Genomic DNA, 17,431 nt, shown 5'->3' on the forward strand with positions numbered 1-17,431 from the left:
TTCATATTTATTTTTTGTTGATTGTAATCACTTTCTTCGTGACGTTTCCACCAAGGTCGGTCACTTCGAATGTGAAGGTATTTTTCCCTTTCGCTGTCACTGGAAGTGTGATCGTCCCCGTGCGTGAGAAAGCACGCATCGCATATGGTTCTTTCAACGTATTGCTCCATTTCAAGTCCCCGTTGACACGAAGCTTGATCTCATCGAAGTTATCCGTTACTTGAACTTTCACTTTTACAGAATTCTGTTTAGATGATACGTTCTTCGGAACATTTGTCACCGACAATTTAGCTTTCGTCGAGTCGACAAAGACTGGGCGGACGAAGTTCGTCACGTTTCCGGCTGTGTCTTCTGCGACAAAGCGCACTTTGTGATACCCGTCTTTAAATGTCCGCGTCGTATTGAACGTATATTGTTTCGCTGTCGCGTCGTATGTGAGCGGTACTTCGACCCCGTCCACAGTGAACGATGCAATCTCAGAGTCATCTTTGACTTGACCGATCAACGGAACAATCGATGTACCGTAAGGAGAGAAGGCGAGTGGCGCATCTACGAAGATGCCAGGCTTGGCCACATCATTTTCTGTCGATACGTTTCGAGTGATCACGTTCCCAGCGTTGTCTGATACACGAACCGAGAGCTGATCCGTAGAGGCGAGTGGTTGTTCAAGCGTAAAGTTTGCTGCATCCTTCGCTTCTTTTGCAACCACTTCTCCATTCAGGAGGAACTCGATTCCGTTGATTCCAGCAAAGTCATCCGATGCCTTGACGCTCGCCACGTTATCGTTCCAACGAAGCGTGAAGCGCGGGTCTGTGTAATCTACTTTGACAGGGATGCGCATCGTTTGAGCTTGCTTCTTCATGTAGTCGATGCTTGCTTCGATCTCATAGTAATATGTGCCTTTAGGCGCCAACTTACCATTCAATTGCCCATCCCAGGCGTTATCCGCTGCGTAATAGTAATAATCGCCTTTTCCTCCGTCGAAATAATTCTTTCTCAATTCGTCTTCCATTTTGAGGGTACGGAGGACATTACCTTTCTCATCTACAATCCGGTATTTGACATCTTTTGCGTTACGTAATAGAGAGAAGACTGGAGTTGCCGTATCTTTCGATCCGTCTCCATCCGGAGAGATGGCAACCGCCTCACTAGCTACGGATTCATCTAACTTTTCACCTAAGTAGTTTCTGTTGGCATCGACCAATCCAGAAACACCATAGAATGCTCCTTCTCCGTAAATCGTCTCATCAAAGATTGGTGCTTTGCCCCAGTCTCCTTCAAAACCGACGAATGGAACGACGAGAGATGGATGACCGTCTGTGCCGTTTGGATCAGTCAAACGAAGGAACCCGTCGACGAAGTAGCCGTTCTCAAAGACAGATTTGGCAGATACAGTGCCTTCTAACGTTTCTGGGTTCAACACTTTTGCTTTCGAGACATCGATGGAAACTGTGATTTCTTTCTTCTGTTTTGCTTTCAACGTGACTTTACTTGTGTTCGATCCGTTGATTTTAACGATGGCTTGCTCGAGTGCTTGAGCTTCCATCGCATTTTGAACGATACCGTCTTTGTTTTTGACAGCGAGGTCCGTTTGCAACGATGCGGCCACATCATAAGTCAACGCTTCGTTCGACATGTTCTCGACGACGACCGTGAACGATGCTTTACTCTTCGACAACTCTTTTAAAGCGACTTTTGCCTCTTTTGTCGACTTCTCATAGGCGACAGCAGGAGAGGTGACGGCTGCATGCAACTGCATGAGACCGGCTCCGGCACGACGAGGAGAGTATGGAAGCGACTGCTTCAATTCCTGGTTATATGGTCCGATATCGGTGACAGGTTTCGATGTGTTGAGTAACAAGTTTTTCGCCATCGTGACGCGTGCTTTCCCACTCAACTTGAAGTCGCGGTCTACACGTTCGAGAACGAGTGCCGCTCCTCCGGCAACATGTGGTGCTGCCATTGACGTTCCGCTCATCAACCCATATTGGTTATCGTTTAACGTAGAGAAAATTTGTCCGCCTGGAGCAGAAAGTTCCGGCTTGAAGTCAAGGTTCGGTGTGACGCCCCACGATGTAAAATCAGACATCGCACCGGCTGAACGGTTGTTGACACTCATCCGCTCGCTCGCAAATGTGACCGATGCTGCTCCGTCTTTGAGGAGTCGATCTCTTAAGTCGTTTCCATCTTTAATACTGAGTGAAGCAATTGGGATTATCGGGTTATTTAGTGCCATCGACGTGTAATCTCCATGGTCGATACGTGGACGGATGAGAACGCCAGCTGCCCCTTGTGTTTCAGCAGTCTTTTGAATGTTCGCATAGTAGTAGGCGTCGTCACGGACAGCAAGGACGAGTTTTCCTTTTACGTCTTTCCCTTCATAATTCTCCGGTTGACCGTCTCCTACAAAGACAATGTCATACGTTCCATCTTTGAACTGAGGGCCATCTTGTTTTTTCCAGCCAATCTTTTGAGTGCCTAGCCGGAACGCATCAACTTGAATTTGATTATTTTCGAGCGATGCGACAGATGTCGAACCCGGGCTGACACTCGGTGACCCAACGACGCCCGTATCTGGGTTTGAAGCAGTCGGCAAGTCAAATCCGTGACCGAAGTATGCGGAGTTCCCAGCAGAAATCGACATAAAGATGCCGTTGTCGACAGCACGTTGAACGGCTTGTTGTTCTGGAGAATCGGCATCGACGAAACCGGCTGTTGATCCGAGGCTCATGTTGATGACGTCAGCACCGAGCTTAATGGCATCATCAATCGCTTTGATATAGATGTCTCCATATGTAGATGCATAGTTCGGATCGTTACTGAATACTTTTAAACCTAAAATTTGTGCTTCCGGTGCGACCCCTTTGATTCCACCGTTTTCTAAATCACCGTTAGCGGCAACCGTTCCAGAAACGTGTTGTCCATGCATGGAAGCACCAGGTGAATCGTCTTTGATGTCATCGTTTTCATCGTAGTAGTTATATGCGTATGGAACTTTCTCGTTCACGTATTCGCCTGGAAGACCGAACGATGTGATGGCTTGATTGACTTCAGATTGAGTCAACTCTGCCGTTTTGGCGTCGGTGATCTTATAATCCCGGTGCTCAGGGTCGATTCCAGAATCGATGACGGCGACGACAGTACCTTCTCCGGCAAACCCGTAATCTCCCCACGTTTGTTCGGCTTGAACCATGCCATTACTTGTGATCATATCCGGTTTGACTTCTGGGCGCTCATACTCGTTGACAATGTGAACGGTCGCCACTTCAGGTAATGCTTCGACTTTGGCGATTTCACTTGTAGACAAGAATGTAGAGAAACCATTGAAGACGGTCGTGAATTCTTCAATCGGTGTAGCCGTTACGCCTTGTTTCTTCAAGGCGGACTTGGCACGTTTTTGTTCTGATTGAACAGATTGTTGTGCCTTATTTTGCTCTGATTTCGACAATTCATTAAATTTCTTTCCTTTTTGAGCGGCTTCGGCAATGGCAGGATCCCCGACGAGCTCAACGACGACCCGAACTTTTTTCTGTTTCTTCTCTATAACCAGTTTTGGTTTAACGGAAGCTTCTGCTGAAACAGAGGTTGTTCCAGCTTGAATCAGTGCAGGTGACAAGGCGATACATGTGGCGAGTGAAGCGTTTAAATAGATTTTTTTTCGTGACAACGTATAGACCCCCCCTAAAATTTGTTAGTACCTGTAAAATTTAAAGCATAAACTCACATTGAGAACTATCATATCGTTAATCAGATGAAAAAGAGTGGGTTTATTTGTAAAACAGGTAAGTGTTTTTGCACAAATTTTAATGTTCTGACAATTACTAAAGACCTAACACATAAGACCTATATCCAATTGCATATGATGCGTGAATCTAGCGAATGACTTGAAATGAATAAAAAAACCTGTTAATGTAACGTTAAAGTTAAATACCAATAAAACATATCAAATTAGTAAGAATTAAGATTGGGGTAGCGATATGAACTTACCATTCATGGACATCTTTAAGGATTGGGCAAAGGATTATGATACGACGGTCGAGGGGCATGATGAGCAATATCACGAAGTGTTCATCGGATATGAGCAAATGCTCGATGAGGTTGCCCTACACGTCGAAGGAACGGTGCTTGAGTTTGGTGTCGGAACAGGGAACTTGAGTAGCCGGATCTTGAAAGGGCATCCGTTGATTGCGATTGAACCGTCGCCGGAAATGCGACAAATTGCTGTTGAAAAGTTGGGGATTGAAGTACTCGAAGGTGATTTTCTCCGATATCCGAAGTTATCACATGTAGATACGATCGTATCGTCATATGCTTTTCACCACTTGACAGATTCTGAAAAGGCCACGGCCATTGGTCGATACGTCGAAGACTGGGAACACCCGAAGTTCGTGTTGCTTGATACGATGTTTGAGTCACCAGCAGCTCGTCAGGACATCATCGATTGGGCGACTGCGAAAGGGTACTCGGACCTCGTCGAAGATTTAAATCGTGAATACTATCCATTTACGTCAACGATTCGTTCCATGTTAGAAGCGAACGGATACAACGTGACGATGACGCAGAAAAACAAGTTTGTCTGGCTCGTAATAGCCACTAAATAACGAGGAGGAATTACTCATGAAAACATATAATGTTGAAAGTTTTAACTTGGATCATACGAAAGTACAGGCGCCGTTTGTCCGTTTAGCTGGTGTGAAAGAAGGGACGGCTGACACGATTTATAAATACGATATTCGTTTCATTCAACCGAACGAAGGACTCATGCCGATGCGCGCGGTTCATTCACTTGAGCATTTGATTGCCGAGAACAGTCGCAATCATTCCGAAGACATTGTCGATATCTCACCGATGGGTTGCCAGACAGGTTTCTATTGGACAATGCTCAATGATGGGAACTACGAACGAATGCTTGACCTCGTGGAAGCGACGTTGCGTGATGCGATGAACGCTGAGGAATTGCCTGCGCAAAACCCTGTTCAATGTGGGAATGCGAACCATCATGATTTCGAAGGTGCCAAAAAATTAGCGGCAGACATGCTCGCAAAACGCGATGAATGGCATATCGTCTTCAAGGACGAGGCATAAGATGATTGTCCGTGACGTCTATGAACTCATCGGAGACACACCGCTCATTGAACTTCGAACGCTTCCTGTACCAGCAAATGTCAAAGTGTACGGGAAGCTCGAGATGATGAATCCAGGTGGGAGTGTTAAAGACCGACTCGGGATGAATTTGATTGAACGGGCGATCGAACGTGGCGATGTGGCACCCGGTGGAACGGTGATCGAACCGACAGCAGGTAATACGGGGATCGGGCTTGCGCTCGCTTGCCAACGATTCGGGATTCGACTCATGACGGTCACTCCTGAAAAATTCAGTCAAGAGAAGCAGGCATTGATGCGACTGCTCGGAGCAACCGTCGTCAACACGCCGACGGAACTCGGCATGAAAGGTGCGATCGCACATGCTATTGAGTTGGCCAAAGAACATGACGCCTATGTCCCAGAACAGTTCTCGAACCCGGATAACCCGGATGCTTATGTCGACATCCTTTCCCATGAGTTGTTGAAAGATGTGCCACAAATTGATGTATTTGTAGCGGGAGCGGGATCAGGTGGAACATTCACCGGTGTCGCCAAATCATTAAAGCCACTTGGAACGAAAACTGTCGTCGTAGAGCCGGTCGGTTCCATTTTGAATGGCGGTGAACCAGGACCACATAAAACAGAAGGAATCGGCGTCGAAAAATGGCCACCCTTTTTGGAGAGGGCTTACGTCGATGCGATTCATACCATTACAGATGAGGAAGCCTTCTACTACGTGGCACATTTAGCGAAACAGGAAGGTTTGCTCATCGGTAGTTCTTCAGGCGCTGCCATTGCAGCATGTGTAAAAGAAGCGAATCAATTGACGGAAGGCACGATTGTCACCATCTTGCCTGATAGTGCAGAACGATATTTAAGTCAAGGAATTGTCAAGGAGGCAGAACATGCGTACAAAGACAGCACTCATTCACGGCGGTAAAACGACGGACCCGTTGACAGGGGCCGTCACGCCACCGATTTATCAAACGAGCACGTATAAGCAAGACGGGATTGGCAACTTGCGAGAAGGGTACGAGTACTCACGATCAGCAAACCCGACTCGGACGGCATTAGAGACATTGATTGCCGACATCGAAGGCGGCGTGCAAGGATTTGCATTCGGATCTGGCATGGCAGCCATCTCGACGGTGCTTATGTTATTGAAATCTGGAGACCACGTCATCGTCGGGTCTGATGTATATGGAGGAACGTACCGTGTATTCAATCGAGTATTTCAGTCACGAGGCTTGGAAGCAACTTTTGTCGATACATCCGATGAAGCAGCGGTTCGGGATGCGCTTCAAGCGAACACGAAAATGATTTATGTCGAGACCCCGACAAATCCTCTCTTGAACGTGACGGACATTCGGGCGATGCGTACGATTGCCGATGAAGCAGATGTGTTACTCGTCGTGGACAATACGTTTATGACCCCTTACTTCCAAAATCCGATTGATCTTGGTGCAGACTACGTCCTTCACAGTGCCACGAAGTACTTAGGTGGACATAGTGACGTCGTAGCGGGACTTGTTGTCGCACGTACGGAAGAGCAGGGCGAGGCCTTGGCGTTCCTTCAAAACTCTGTTGGCGCAGTCCTTGGACCACAAGATAGCTTCCTTGTTGTACGGGGAATCAAGACGTTGGCTGTTCGGATGGAAGAGATTGAATCGAATGCACGAGCATTGGTTGAATTCCTTCAGTCGAACGAGTCTGTATCACGCGTGCTCCATCCAAGTGTATCCAGTGAGGAAGCGAAGCGGATTCATTTATCGCAGGCACGTGGATTCGGTGGGATGATCGCATTTGATGTCGGTTCAGCGGAAGCGGCAGAAATGATGGTCGCGAAGACGAAATACTTCACGCTCGCAGAAAGTTTAGGAGCGGTTGAGAGTTTGATCAGTGTTCCGGCACGCATGACACATGCCTCGATTCCAGCCGAACGCAGAGCGGAACTTGGCATCACCGATGGGCTCGTCCGTATTTCGGTCGGACTTGAGGACATTGATGACTTGATCGAAGACTTGGCACAAGCATTAACAGCAATTGAACAAGTGAAACAATAAACGGTCAGGGCGCGATTTCGCGCCTTTTTTTCATGAAACAAAAGTCTTGTATCGGGAGTCTTTCATCGACTAAACTGTCTTTAACTTGTAAGAGAGCGGGTGAACGTGTGAATAAGGGAGTATGGACGACAATCGGGGCCTACGTCATGTGGGGCGTCCTTCCGATTTATTGGAAATTTTTACAAGAGGTGCCGAGTGGTCAAATTTTGGCGCATCGAATCGTTTGGTCATTTTTATTTATTCTGCTCGTTCTAAGATGGACAAATCAGTGGAAAGAATTCGGTTACGCCCTGCGACACCGTGCTACGCGAAACGCATTCATGTTGAACGGATTCATCGTCAGTGCGAACTGGTTTGTATACATATGGGCTGTCAATCACGGATATATTATTGAAGCTTCTCTCGGATATTACATCAATCCTCTTGTCAGTATGGTGTTAGGGGTGCTTGTCTTTCGGGAATCATTAAATCGAGTCCAATGGATGGCCGTTGGGATCGCGTCAATCGGCGTCCTCGTCTTGACGTTAGGGTATGGTACGTTCCCATGGATTTCATTCGTCTTGGCGAGTACCTTTGGATTTTATGGAATGGTGAAGAAGCGCCGTCCCCTTGCTTCAACGATCAGCCTAGGAATCGAAACGCTAGCAGTGGTCCCGGTGGCATTGCTCTTCCTCGGAAATCAAGTTGTCACCGACAATATTGCGTATAACATGTCGCCTGTCATTTGGATCGCCCTTCTTGGAACGGGTGTGGTCACGGCGTTACCTCTTCTCCTGTTCGGATACGGGGCACAACATATCCCGTTCACGCTTGTCGGGTTTCTTCAATTCATCGCACCGACACTTAGCTTGATCATCGGGGTTGTCATGTACCATGAACCGTTCACGGCATATCATGTCTTTGCCTTCACCTGCATTTGGCTCGCTATTTTCTTCTTTAGTTGGAACAGTTGGGTCGTCGCTCGTAAACGTCGTCAGTTGATTTAGGTTTGAAAGCTGTTACATCTCGAAAAAACATGGTAATATGTTAGATGTCAGACTTATTTGTCAGAGGAGGAAATGAATAATGGAATTAGCCCGTTATATCGACCACACAGCTTTAAAGGCTGAAACAACAAAAGATCAAATTACAACACTTTGTGCAGAGGCGCTCGAATACAAATTCGCAAGCGTTTGTGTCAACCCGACATGGGTCAAATATGCAGCAGAACAACTGAAGTCCGATGATGATGTCAAAGTATGTACTGTCATCGGTTTCCCACTTGGAGCAAACACACCTGAGGTAAAAGCATTCGAAACAAAAGATGCGATTGCCAATGGCGCAGATGAAGTAGATATGGTCATCAACATCGCAGCACTCAAAGATGCTGACTACGATCTCGTAGAACGTGACATCCGTGCGGTTGTCGAAGCGGCAAACGGTACACTCGTCAAAGTCATCTTTGAAACATGCATGCTTACAAAAGAAGAAATCAAGAAAGCTGCCGAACTTTCAGTGAAAGCTGGAGCAGACTTCGTCAAAACTTCGACTGGTTTCTCGACAGGTGGCGCGACAGTCGAAGACATTCGCCTCATGCGCGAGACGGTCGGACCTGACATCGGCGTAAAAGCTTCAGGTGGTGTCCGTGACTTCGAGGGTGCGAAAGCGATGATCGATGCCGGTGCGACACGTATCGGTGCTTCAGCGGGTATCGCGATTGTCACTGGTGGACGTTCAGACAGCGACTATTAATAAGTGGTTGACCACACGACTTAATTTCACTATAATATGATATGACGTGTGAAACACGTTTCCTTAGTCGTGTAATTCGGAGGGAGGGAAAACTAGTGGAAACTCGTGTCCGTAAAAACGAATCGCTTGAAGACGCTCTTCGTCGTTTCAAACGCGGTGTTTCGAAAGATGGCACACTTGCCGAAGTTCGTAAACGTCGTCACTACGAAAAGCCAAGCGTAAAACGTAAATTGAAATCAGAAGCTGCGCGTAAGCGTAAGAAATTCTGATTCCAGTTTCATTTGTAGAGAGGGTGTTGGCTCATGAGTCTTCAAGAACGCTTGACGGACGACATGAAGCAAGCCATGCGCGCGAAACAAAAGGATCGTCTTACGACAATCCGGATGGTCAAAGCGTCGCTCCAAAATGAGGCTATCAAACTAGGTCGTCAAGATCTTACCGAGGAAGAGGAACTCACGGTGCTCAACCGAGAGATGAAACAGCGCAGAGACTCCCTCCGAGAATTCGAAAGCGCTGGTCGTGAAGACCTTGCTTCCAAAGTAGCAGAAGAGATTGTCGTCCTAGAAGCCTATATGCCTGAACAACTTTCAGAAGATGAAGTGACTGCCATCGTCCAAGCAGCAATTGCTCAAACGAACGCAGCCGCTCCATCAGATATGGGTAAGGTGATGGGCGTCGTCATGCCGCAAGTCAAAGGCAAGGCAGACGGTGGTCTTGTGAACCGAATCGTCAAACAACAATTGACGAATTGATGAAAAAGCAGAAACTTTCCGGGAAACCGAAAGTTTCTGCTTTTTTTTGCGTATTCTGAAACCACATTCAATCTTGTTTCGTATACACTAGAGATAGGAGATAGCTTTGAATTTGGAAGGGGGTAGCAAGACGATGACATTTGGTCTCGGAGTGATTCTGACAGTCTTTTTTGTCGGAGTCGTCCTTCTTGGAATTGAAGTGTTCGTAGCAGGGTTTGGATTGTTCGGTTTGCTTGGGATCGGAGCCGTCGTTGCGAGTTTGATTATGGCTGGTGCGACGATCGGTCAACTGTGGCTATCGATTGGTCTAGCGGCAGCGGTGCTAACAGGTCTCGGCTTTTGGGCATACCGTCGCTTGAGTACGAATCGTCCGCTCATTTATAAAGGGTTGATTTTGACGGATTCGACATCGACTGAAAAAGGCTACTTGTCCCACGAAGATCGAAAACAGCTTCTCGGGAAAGTGGGAGTCACCTTGACACCACTTCGCCCAGCCGGTACTGCCGAAATCGACGGAGAACGACTTGATGTCGTGACGGAAGGTGGCTATCTCGATCAGCAGACAAAAATTCAGGTTTATAAAGTGAATTCTGGACGGATTGTCGTTCGAAGCTTTGTAGAACCGAAGGAGGATGTAACAGAATGACACCAGAATTACTGACAACGTTACTCATTACAGGTGGAGGATTGATTGCACTTGCCGTATTCTTCACGTTCGTACCAGTCGGACTATGGATCAGTTCGTTTGCAGCGGGCGTCCACGTCTCGATCTTCACATTGATTGGAATGCGCCTTCGTCGCGTTATTCCTTCGAAAATTGTGAACCCGTTGATTAAAGCGGTTAAAGCAGGAATTGAATTAAACACGAACCAACTTGAGAGTCACTTCTTGGCTGGTGGTAACGTAGACCGCGTTGTGAACGCATTGATTGCGGCGCACCGTGCGAATATTGAATTGTCATTTGAACGGGCTGCTGCCATCGATTTGGCAGGACGTAACGTGCTCGAGGCTGTACAGATGTCAGTTAACCCGAAAGTCATTGAAACGCCATTTATTGCGGGTGTCGCGATGGATGGGATTGAAGTGAAGGCGAAAGCACGTATTACCGTACGTGCGAATATCGATCGTCTCGTCGGTGGTGCGGGGGAAGAAACGATTATCGCCCGTGTCGGTGAAGGGGTCGTGTCGACAATCGGTTCACAAAACAACCACAAGCACGTACTAGAGAATCCGGATATGATTTCACGGACTGTCCTCACAAAAGGATTAGATTCAGGAACAGCGTTTGAGATTCTTTCAATCGATATTGCCGACATCGATATCGGTAAGAACATCGGCGCGGTCTTGCAGACGGACCAAGCAGAAGCGGATAAGAAAATCGCTCAAGCGAAGGCGGAAGAACGTCGCGCGATGGCGATTGCCCGCGAACAAGAAATGAAATCTTCAGTAGAAGAAATGCGTGCAAAAGTTGTCGGTGCCGAAGCGGAAGTCCCGCTCGCGATGGCAGAAGCATTACGAAACGGAAAGCTTGGTGTCATGGATTACGTGAACTACTTGAACGTTCAAGCGGATACAGAAATGCGAAAAGCGATTGGGGCACCTGTCGATTCTGAATCAGATAATGAGTGATTGATATGGATGGACTATGGGTACTCTTGTTAGCCGCCTTCGGAATTGCCTCGGCAGTGATGAAGCGGCTCGAAAAGTCATCGTCCTCTGGAGACCGTCCTCAAAGCAGTGAGCTGAAACGCTATTTGGATTCGGTAGGGGACGTCATGAAGGAGATTGAAACGGCATTCGATGACTCGGACGAAAAACCGGCACCACAAAAGGTGAGGCGCCGAGTCGCTCGAAAGGTAGAAGAGCGACCGGCTCCACGTGAACGTCAAGTCGAGATGCCGAAAGTGAGCGCGCAATTCGAACAAGCGGTTAAAATTCCACCGATTCAACAGGAAAAGAAACCGAGACAACTGAACGTTTCACAAAAACGAATGCGGGAAGCTGTCATTTGGAGTGAGGTATTACAACCTCCCATCTCAAAACGGAAGAAGTGAACGGAAGGCAGTGACGTCATGTTACTGCCTTTTGCGCGTGGAAATTACGCGGTCTTTCTTTCACGATAGGCGTGATAGTGCTAAAGTAAAAGAGGAATAACCGATTTTAATGAGGGGGCAATGCATCCATTGATTATGACTGATAAAATACCATTCGTCATGGAACATGCGAACGAGGCACAAGCTTTACTCGGACCGAAAGATGAAGTGTTCCAGGCGATTGAAACAGAATTGAAAGTGGCACTCATCCCAAGGGGTGAGGAGTTGATTATTCAAGCCGATACACTTGAGGCTCTTGAATTAACGAAACAAGTGATCATCACCTTGCAGACGTTAGTGAAGAAAGGTGCACGTCTAAATGAAAGTGATGCCATCAGCGTCATCCAGCACATTCAAGTCGGAAAGGGCGATGAACTGCTCGAACATTATGAACGAGTCGTTTTCACGACGAATAAGGGGAAACCGATCCGTGCCAAGACAGTAGGGCAGAGTCGGTATGTTCGTGCGATTGAACGACGTGATCTCGTCTTTGGGATTGGACCGGCCGGAACAGGGAAAACGTACCTGGCTGTCGTGCTTGCGGCACGCGCCTTAAAAGAGGGGCAAGTCAAACGAATCATCTTGACGCGTCCTGCCGTTGAAGCGGGAGAGAACCTTGGATTTTTACCGGGAGATCTAAAAGAAAAAGTGGATCCTTATCTTCGCCCATTGTACGATGCGCTATTTGATGTGTATGGGGTGGAACAGACGAACCGTTTGTTAGAACGAGGCACGATTGAAGTGGCTCCGCTCGCTTATATGCGTGGACGAACGTTAGAAGATGCGTTCGTCATCTTGGATGAAGCCCAGAATACAACAAAAGAACAGATGAAGATGTTTTTGACGCGACTCGGTTTTGGATCGAAAATGGTGGTCACAGGGGATTTGACCCAAGTCGATTTACCGAAAGGCAAGGCATCGGGGTTGCAGGAAGCATTACACTTGTTAGAGGGTGTGGATGGTATTCACTTTGAACACTTCAGCGCGTCTGACGTCGTCCGTCATCCGCTCGTCAAGAAAATCATCAACGCCTATAGTACGGATCTCACTTAAATGTACGGGTGAGGTCACAAGATCGTGAAAGGGGGGGCACGAATGCAGCAAGCAAAAAACTGGACAGTTGCGACCATCTCGTTGATTTTCTTTCTCTTATTAGGCGCCATTCTATACTTTACCGTGCGCCCATCTATCATCAGTGTGGAGCCGCTCGGGATTGCCGAACAGGATATCCGGTCTCCAATCACGGTTGAGGACCGTGTTGCGACCGAACGATTGAAACAAGAAGTAACAAATGGTGTCGGTAGTCAATTCTCATTGAGAAAAGAATTTGCAGACCAACAAATCGCTAAAGTCGAGCAGTTGTTCGCGGCATTCGACCAGACGGATGAGGAGACTGAACTGGCGGACATTAAAAACCGTCTAAATTCTACAGAGGCGAACGGGGTATTAGCTGATGAAGAGTTGAATTCGCTTCTTGAAGCGAGTGAGGACACCCGACAAACGGTAGAAGATGTCACAGTCACTGCATTACAACAAGTGATGGACGATCGGATCGAGACGAGTAATGAAGCGGTCGCTGCGGCTCGAGACCGAGCTGCCGCGATTATTGATCAATCGCCGCTTTCGTTTGAGTTCCGTGCCATCTCGAAAACGTTAAGCGATGAACTCATCGTACCGAACTATGTATTTGACTCTGAGGCGACCCGTCAAAAAGAACAAGAGGCCGTCGATGCTGTCGATCCTGTCATCATTCAAGAAGGACAGTTACTCGTCAGCCAAGGCGAGGTGGTGACTCGAGAGATATACCGGAAATTAGAGCTATCCGGTGCCATCGATCCGAATCGTTCCCTTGCACCATTATTCGGGTCATTCTTGCTCAGCGCATTGTTGACCGGTGGGTTTCTATTCATGCTCATCCGCTCGAAAATCAAAGACCTGTTACTGAGTCCGAAAATCCTAGTGACGGTCTATGGCTTGCTACTCTTACAACTCGGCATCTTTTTTGGTGTCGGATACATCGGTGTCGATTTTACGACATATGCTTATATTTTAGCGCCGACAGCGTTCGTCGTATTGCTTCTACGTATCTTGATCGATGAACGAGTTGCGCTCGCCTCGGCTTTCATTACGATGATTGCCGGGAGTGTCGTCGTCACATTCGGACAGAGCACGAATTTCATGACGCTCGTGTATGTGGCGACGGGTAGTTTTCTAGCTGTCTTTTTAGTTGAACCGAAAATTCAGCGGAAGCGACTATTCTTATCAGGGGTGTTGCTCGGTTTCGTCAACATCATCATGGTCATCGCCTTACTCTTACTTCGGAACGTGCAAGTTTCCTGGGAAATGGCGATGTATCTTTCTGGATTTGCCGTCATTAGCGCCTTGCTCTCCATTGTGTTGACGTTCGGATTCCTGCCATTTTTGGAACCGTGGTTTGGTGTCTTGTCTTCTGGTCGACTCGTTGAATTGATGAGTCCGACGCATCCATTGCTGCGGAAACTTTTAATGGAGGCACCTGGTACGTATCATCATAGTATGATGGTGGCGAATTTGGCGGAGTCCGCATGTGAGGCGATTGGCGCAGATGGTCTCCTCGCGCGTGTTGCGAGCTACTATCACGATCTTGGGAAGACGGAACGTCCCCTGCATTTCATTGAAAATCAGCAAGGTGGAGGGAATCCCCACGATCGCTTGACGCCTGAAGAATCGGCAGACATCATCATGGCTCATCCTTATGACGGAGCGGATCTGTTGCGACGTTATAAGTTACCGAAAGAAATCATCGATATCGCAGAACAGCATCACGGTACGTCTTTATTAAAATATTTCTACGTGAAAGCGAAAGAAGATCCTGATAAAGAGGTGTTAGAGTCTCGTTTCCGCTACCCTGGTCCAAAGCCACAATCGCGCGAGGCGGCCGTTGTCATGATTGTCGACTCAATCGAAGCGGCCGTCCGCTCGCAAAAACAACCGACGCCAGAAAAAATCCGAATGCTCGTTCGAACGATCATTCGTGACAAGTTGGCGGATGGGCAGTTCGAAGAATGTGAATTGACGACGAAAGAAATTTGGCGCGTCGGAGAGAGTGCGTGTGAGACACTGACCGGCTTGTTCCACGAACGAATCGAATACCCAGAATTAAAGAAAGAGGGAGAATTACATGCAAATCATCTCGAACGATGAACATGAATTGTTAACAACATCTCAAATCGAGCTCGTCGAGTCGATTTTACAACATGCCGCTCAATTAGAAGGGGTGGAAGAACCAAGCGAATTGTCGGTCACGTATTTAACAAATGCGGAAATCCATGAAGTGAACCGAGAATGGCGTGGCAAGGATGCCCCGACCGATGTCATCAGTTTCGCATTTGATGAGATGGGGGATGAGGAGATGGATTTCATGCTCGATGAAGATGAACCACATCTTCTCGGTGACCTCGTCATCTCGGTAGAACGTTGCCGAGAACAGGCGGCTGACTATGGTCATTCGTTTGAGCGGGAGCTCGGCTTTTTAGCAATTCATGGATTCCTCCATTTGCTTGGGTATGATCATATGACACCCGAGGAAGAAGCGGAGATGACGGCAAGGCAAGAAGAAGTGCTCACTCATTTTGAGTTGAAGCGAGGCAACGTGTGAGACCGTTCCGTGTGGCATGTGAGGGGATCCTCCATGCCGTTTGTTCGGAACGAAACATGCGTCTCCATCTCCTATCGGCTCTTCTTGTATTCATCTTTTCAATCTGGTTACAGCCGACAAGGCTCGAGACCGTCATCTTGTTCGGGTGGGTGATTGCCGTCATTAGCATGGAATTGATGAATACGGCAATCGAACGAACGGTAGACCTCGTGACGAAGGACGTCCATCCGCTCGCGAAGCAAGCGAAAGATGTTGCCGCAGGAGCCGTTTTAGTCGCTTCATTTGGTGCTGCCGTAACGGCGCTCATAATATTCGGTCCACGGCTATGGAACATGCTATACTAATAGTTCTGAAATTGAGAAAGCAGGTGCAATATGTATCAAGAAGATTTTAAATCCGGATTCGTCTCGATTATCGGGCGACCGAACGTTGGAAAATCGACATTCTTAAACCGTGTGATCGGACAAAAAATTGCCATCATGTCGGATAAACCTCAAACGACACGAAATAAGGTGCAAGGTGTGTACACAACCGATGATTCCCAAATCATCTTCATCGATACACCAGGGATTCATAAACCGAAACACCGCCTTGGCGACTTCATGATGAAAGTGGCGACGAACGCACTACGCGAAGTCGATGCGATTCTCTTCATGGTGAACGTGACGGAACCGCGTGGAGCCGGTGATGACTTCATTATTGAGAAACTCAAAGGGCTCGACACACCGATTATCCTCGTTATGAACAAGATTGATTTGATTCATCCGGATGAACTTCCGAAAGTGATCGAACAATATACGAACGAATTGGATTTCGCTGCGTACGTCCCGATTTCGGCGCTACAAGGCAACAACGTCGAACCGCTCTTAGGTGAGATCAAGAAACTGTTGCCGGAAGGACCGATGTATTATCCGGCCGATCAAGTGACGGACCACCCGGAGCGATTCATCATTTCGGAGATGATTCGTGAAAAAGTGTTGCATAAGACACGCGATGAAGTCCCTCACTCGATTGCTGTAGCCATCGAATCGATCAAGAAACGCGAGAACTCTGAGATGATCGATGTCGAAGCGGTGATCATGGTGGAGCGTGATTCGCAAAAAGGAATCATCATCGGGAAAAAAGGCGCCATGCTTCGTGAAATCGGAACAGACGCGCGCCATGATATCGAAGCGCTTCTCGGGACTAAAGTTTATTTGAACCTATGGGTAAAAGTGCAGAAAGACTGGCGTAACAAGATGGGTCAGCTTCGTGACCTCGGTTTCCGCGACGACGAGTATTGAGCCATGTTACAAAAAGTCACGGGAATCGTCGTTCGTACCGTCAATTATGGGGAATCGAATAAAGTCGTGACATTGTTTACAGAGGAACTTGGCAAAGTCGCGATCATGGCACGGGGCGCAAAGAAACCGGGTAGCCGGTTTCACGCCTCGAGTCAGCCGTTTGTGGAAGGTGTCTATATCTTTCCGTCTAGCCGAGGACTCGCTCAGTTGAAATCATCTGATGTCATGACGTCTTATCCTGAAATCCGAAAAGATGTCGAACGGATGGCATATGCGATGTATTGGTTAGAACTCGTTGATCGGTCTGTCGAGGATCGTGTCCAAAATCGTCCATTGTTTCGAATATTACGGGATGCCTTGCAGGCACTGAATGCAGGCATGGACGCAGATGTCATCACGCACTATGTTGAATTACGTATTTTGCATCTATTAGGCGTCGCCCCAGTCTTGACGGGGTGTGTGCGCTGCGGAGATGTGACGGATCCCATGTACTTCTCTGTCGCGTCCGGTGGCTTTTTATGTGCGCGCCATCCAGAAGAAGGTGTGATCCTGCTGTCCGAACGATTGGCGAAACTACTTTACTTGATGAGTAAGCATGAATTGTCTGAGTTTCGTAACGTCCCGTTATCGGATGAGTCCAGAGTCCTTTTGCGTCAGCTTTTTGATGCATATATGGAATCGTATAGTGGACTACGATTGAAGACGAAGCGGGTACTCGATCAAATGATTCGACTTCATCTGAATGAGGATTGACTTTTCATAGTGAATTCGATACGATGATGTACGA

Annotated in this window: 18 protein-coding genes; 17 read left to right on the plus strand and 1 reads right to left on the minus strand. The window is 47.6% G+C overall.

Going from position 1 to position 17,431, the window contains the following annotated elements:
- Positions 1-7 precede the first annotated feature (7 nt).
- On the minus strand, positions 8-3,667 hold the full coding sequence (locus KD909_RS05625; protein WP_211782629.1) for a S8 family serine peptidase: 3,660 nt from the start codon (positions 3,665-3,667) through the stop codon (positions 8-10).
- Between the two features lie 310 nt (positions 3,668-3,977).
- Here KD909_RS05625 and KD909_RS05630 point away from each other — a divergent pair, with 310 nt between their 5' ends.
- The 17 genes from KD909_RS05630 to recO all read left to right on the plus strand — a co-directional run bounded on the left by KD909_RS05630 (position 3,978) and on the right by recO (position 17,397).
- Complete coding sequence (locus tag KD909_RS05630) at positions 3,978-4,601, plus strand: class I SAM-dependent methyltransferase (RefSeq protein WP_012726661.1); 624 nt, start codon at positions 3,978-3,980, stop codon at positions 4,599-4,601.
- A 16-nt stretch (positions 4,602-4,617) separates the two neighbouring features.
- Complete coding sequence (locus KD909_RS05635) at positions 4,618-5,085, plus strand: S-ribosylhomocysteine lyase (RefSeq protein WP_012726660.1); 468 nt, start codon at positions 4,618-4,620, stop codon at positions 5,083-5,085.
- Between the two features lies 1 nt (position 5,086).
- Positions 5,087-6,025, plus strand: a complete 939-nt coding sequence (locus KD909_RS05640; RefSeq protein ID WP_211782630.1) for a PLP-dependent cysteine synthase family protein — start codon at positions 5,087-5,089, stop codon at positions 6,023-6,025.
- Positions 5,991-7,148, plus strand: coding sequence for a bifunctional cystathionine gamma-lyase/homocysteine desulfhydrase (locus KD909_RS05645; protein WP_074036592.1), 1,158 nt, complete (start codon positions 5,991-5,993; stop codon positions 7,146-7,148). Before KD909_RS05640 ends, KD909_RS05645 begins: the two co-directional genes overlap by 35 nt.
- A 107-nt stretch (positions 7,149-7,255) precedes the next feature.
- A complete protein-coding gene (gene rarD / locus KD909_RS05650) occupies positions 7,256-8,134 on the plus strand; it encodes an EamA family transporter RarD (protein ID WP_211782631.1) in 879 nt (292 codons plus the stop codon).
- 79 nt (positions 8,135-8,213) lie between these two features.
- Positions 8,214-8,879, plus strand: coding sequence for a deoxyribose-phosphate aldolase (deoC, locus tag KD909_RS05655; RefSeq protein WP_012726656.1), 666 nt, complete (start codon positions 8,214-8,216; stop codon positions 8,877-8,879).
- A 74-nt stretch (positions 8,880-8,953) separates the two neighbouring features.
- Positions 8,954-9,148, plus strand: coding sequence for a 30S ribosomal protein S21 (rpsU, locus tag KD909_RS05660; protein WP_029334745.1), 195 nt, complete (start codon positions 8,954-8,956; stop codon positions 9,146-9,148).
- A gap of 33 nt (positions 9,149-9,181) precedes the next feature.
- Positions 9,182-9,631: a GatB/YqeY domain-containing protein gene (locus KD909_RS05665; protein WP_074036596.1), complete on the plus strand. Its 450-nt coding sequence runs from the start codon at positions 9,182-9,184 to the stop codon at positions 9,629-9,631.
- A 133-nt stretch (positions 9,632-9,764) separates the two neighbouring features.
- Positions 9,765-10,277, plus strand: coding sequence for an NfeD family protein (locus KD909_RS05670; protein WP_211782632.1), 513 nt, complete (start codon positions 9,765-9,767; stop codon positions 10,275-10,277).
- Positions 10,274-11,260 (plus strand): flotillin-like protein FloA, encoded by a 987-nt coding sequence (gene floA / locus KD909_RS05675; RefSeq protein WP_012726653.1) that lies wholly within the window; start codon positions 10,274-10,276, stop codon positions 11,258-11,260. Before KD909_RS05670 ends, floA begins: the two co-directional genes overlap by 4 nt.
- Positions 11,261-11,265: 5 nt before the next feature.
- Complete coding sequence (locus KD909_RS05680; RefSeq protein ID WP_211782633.1) at positions 11,266-11,685, plus strand: hypothetical protein; 420 nt, start codon at positions 11,266-11,268, stop codon at positions 11,683-11,685.
- A gap of 120 nt (positions 11,686-11,805) precedes the next feature.
- A complete protein-coding gene (locus KD909_RS05685) occupies positions 11,806-12,777 on the plus strand; it encodes a PhoH family protein (protein ID WP_012726651.1) in 972 nt (323 codons plus the stop codon).
- Between the two features lie 42 nt (positions 12,778-12,819).
- Positions 12,820-14,907 (plus strand): HD family phosphohydrolase, encoded by a 2,088-nt coding sequence (locus KD909_RS05690; RefSeq protein ID WP_012726650.1) that lies wholly within the window; start codon positions 12,820-12,822, stop codon positions 14,905-14,907.
- Positions 14,885-15,361, plus strand: coding sequence for an rRNA maturation RNase YbeY (gene ybeY, locus KD909_RS05695; protein WP_012726649.1), 477 nt, complete (start codon positions 14,885-14,887; stop codon positions 15,359-15,361). Before KD909_RS05690 ends, ybeY begins: the two co-directional genes overlap by 23 nt.
- Positions 15,358-15,705, plus strand: a complete 348-nt coding sequence (locus tag KD909_RS05700; RefSeq protein ID WP_211782634.1) for a diacylglycerol kinase family protein — start codon at positions 15,358-15,360, stop codon at positions 15,703-15,705. The genes ybeY and KD909_RS05700 overlap by 4 nt, the downstream gene beginning before the upstream one ends.
- A 30-nt stretch (positions 15,706-15,735) precedes the next feature.
- The gene (gene era / locus KD909_RS05705; protein ID WP_012726647.1) at positions 15,736-16,644 is read left to right on the plus strand and encodes a GTPase Era; all 909 of its coding nucleotides are present in this window, start codon (positions 15,736-15,738) and stop codon (positions 16,642-16,644) included.
- A 3-nt stretch (positions 16,645-16,647) separates the two neighbouring features.
- Positions 16,648-17,397 carry a DNA repair protein RecO gene (recO, locus tag KD909_RS05710; protein ID WP_211782635.1) on the plus strand — a complete coding sequence of 250 codons (750 nt, stop codon included), beginning with the start codon at positions 16,648-16,650 and terminating at the stop codon, positions 17,395-17,397.
- The last annotated feature ends 34 nt before the right edge of the window (positions 17,398-17,431 follow it).

Origin of the sequence: Exiguobacterium sp. PFWT01, assembly GCF_018255795.1 — a bacterium.
Taxonomy (GTDB): domain Bacteria; phylum Bacillota; class Bacilli; order Exiguobacteriales; family Exiguobacteriaceae; genus Exiguobacterium.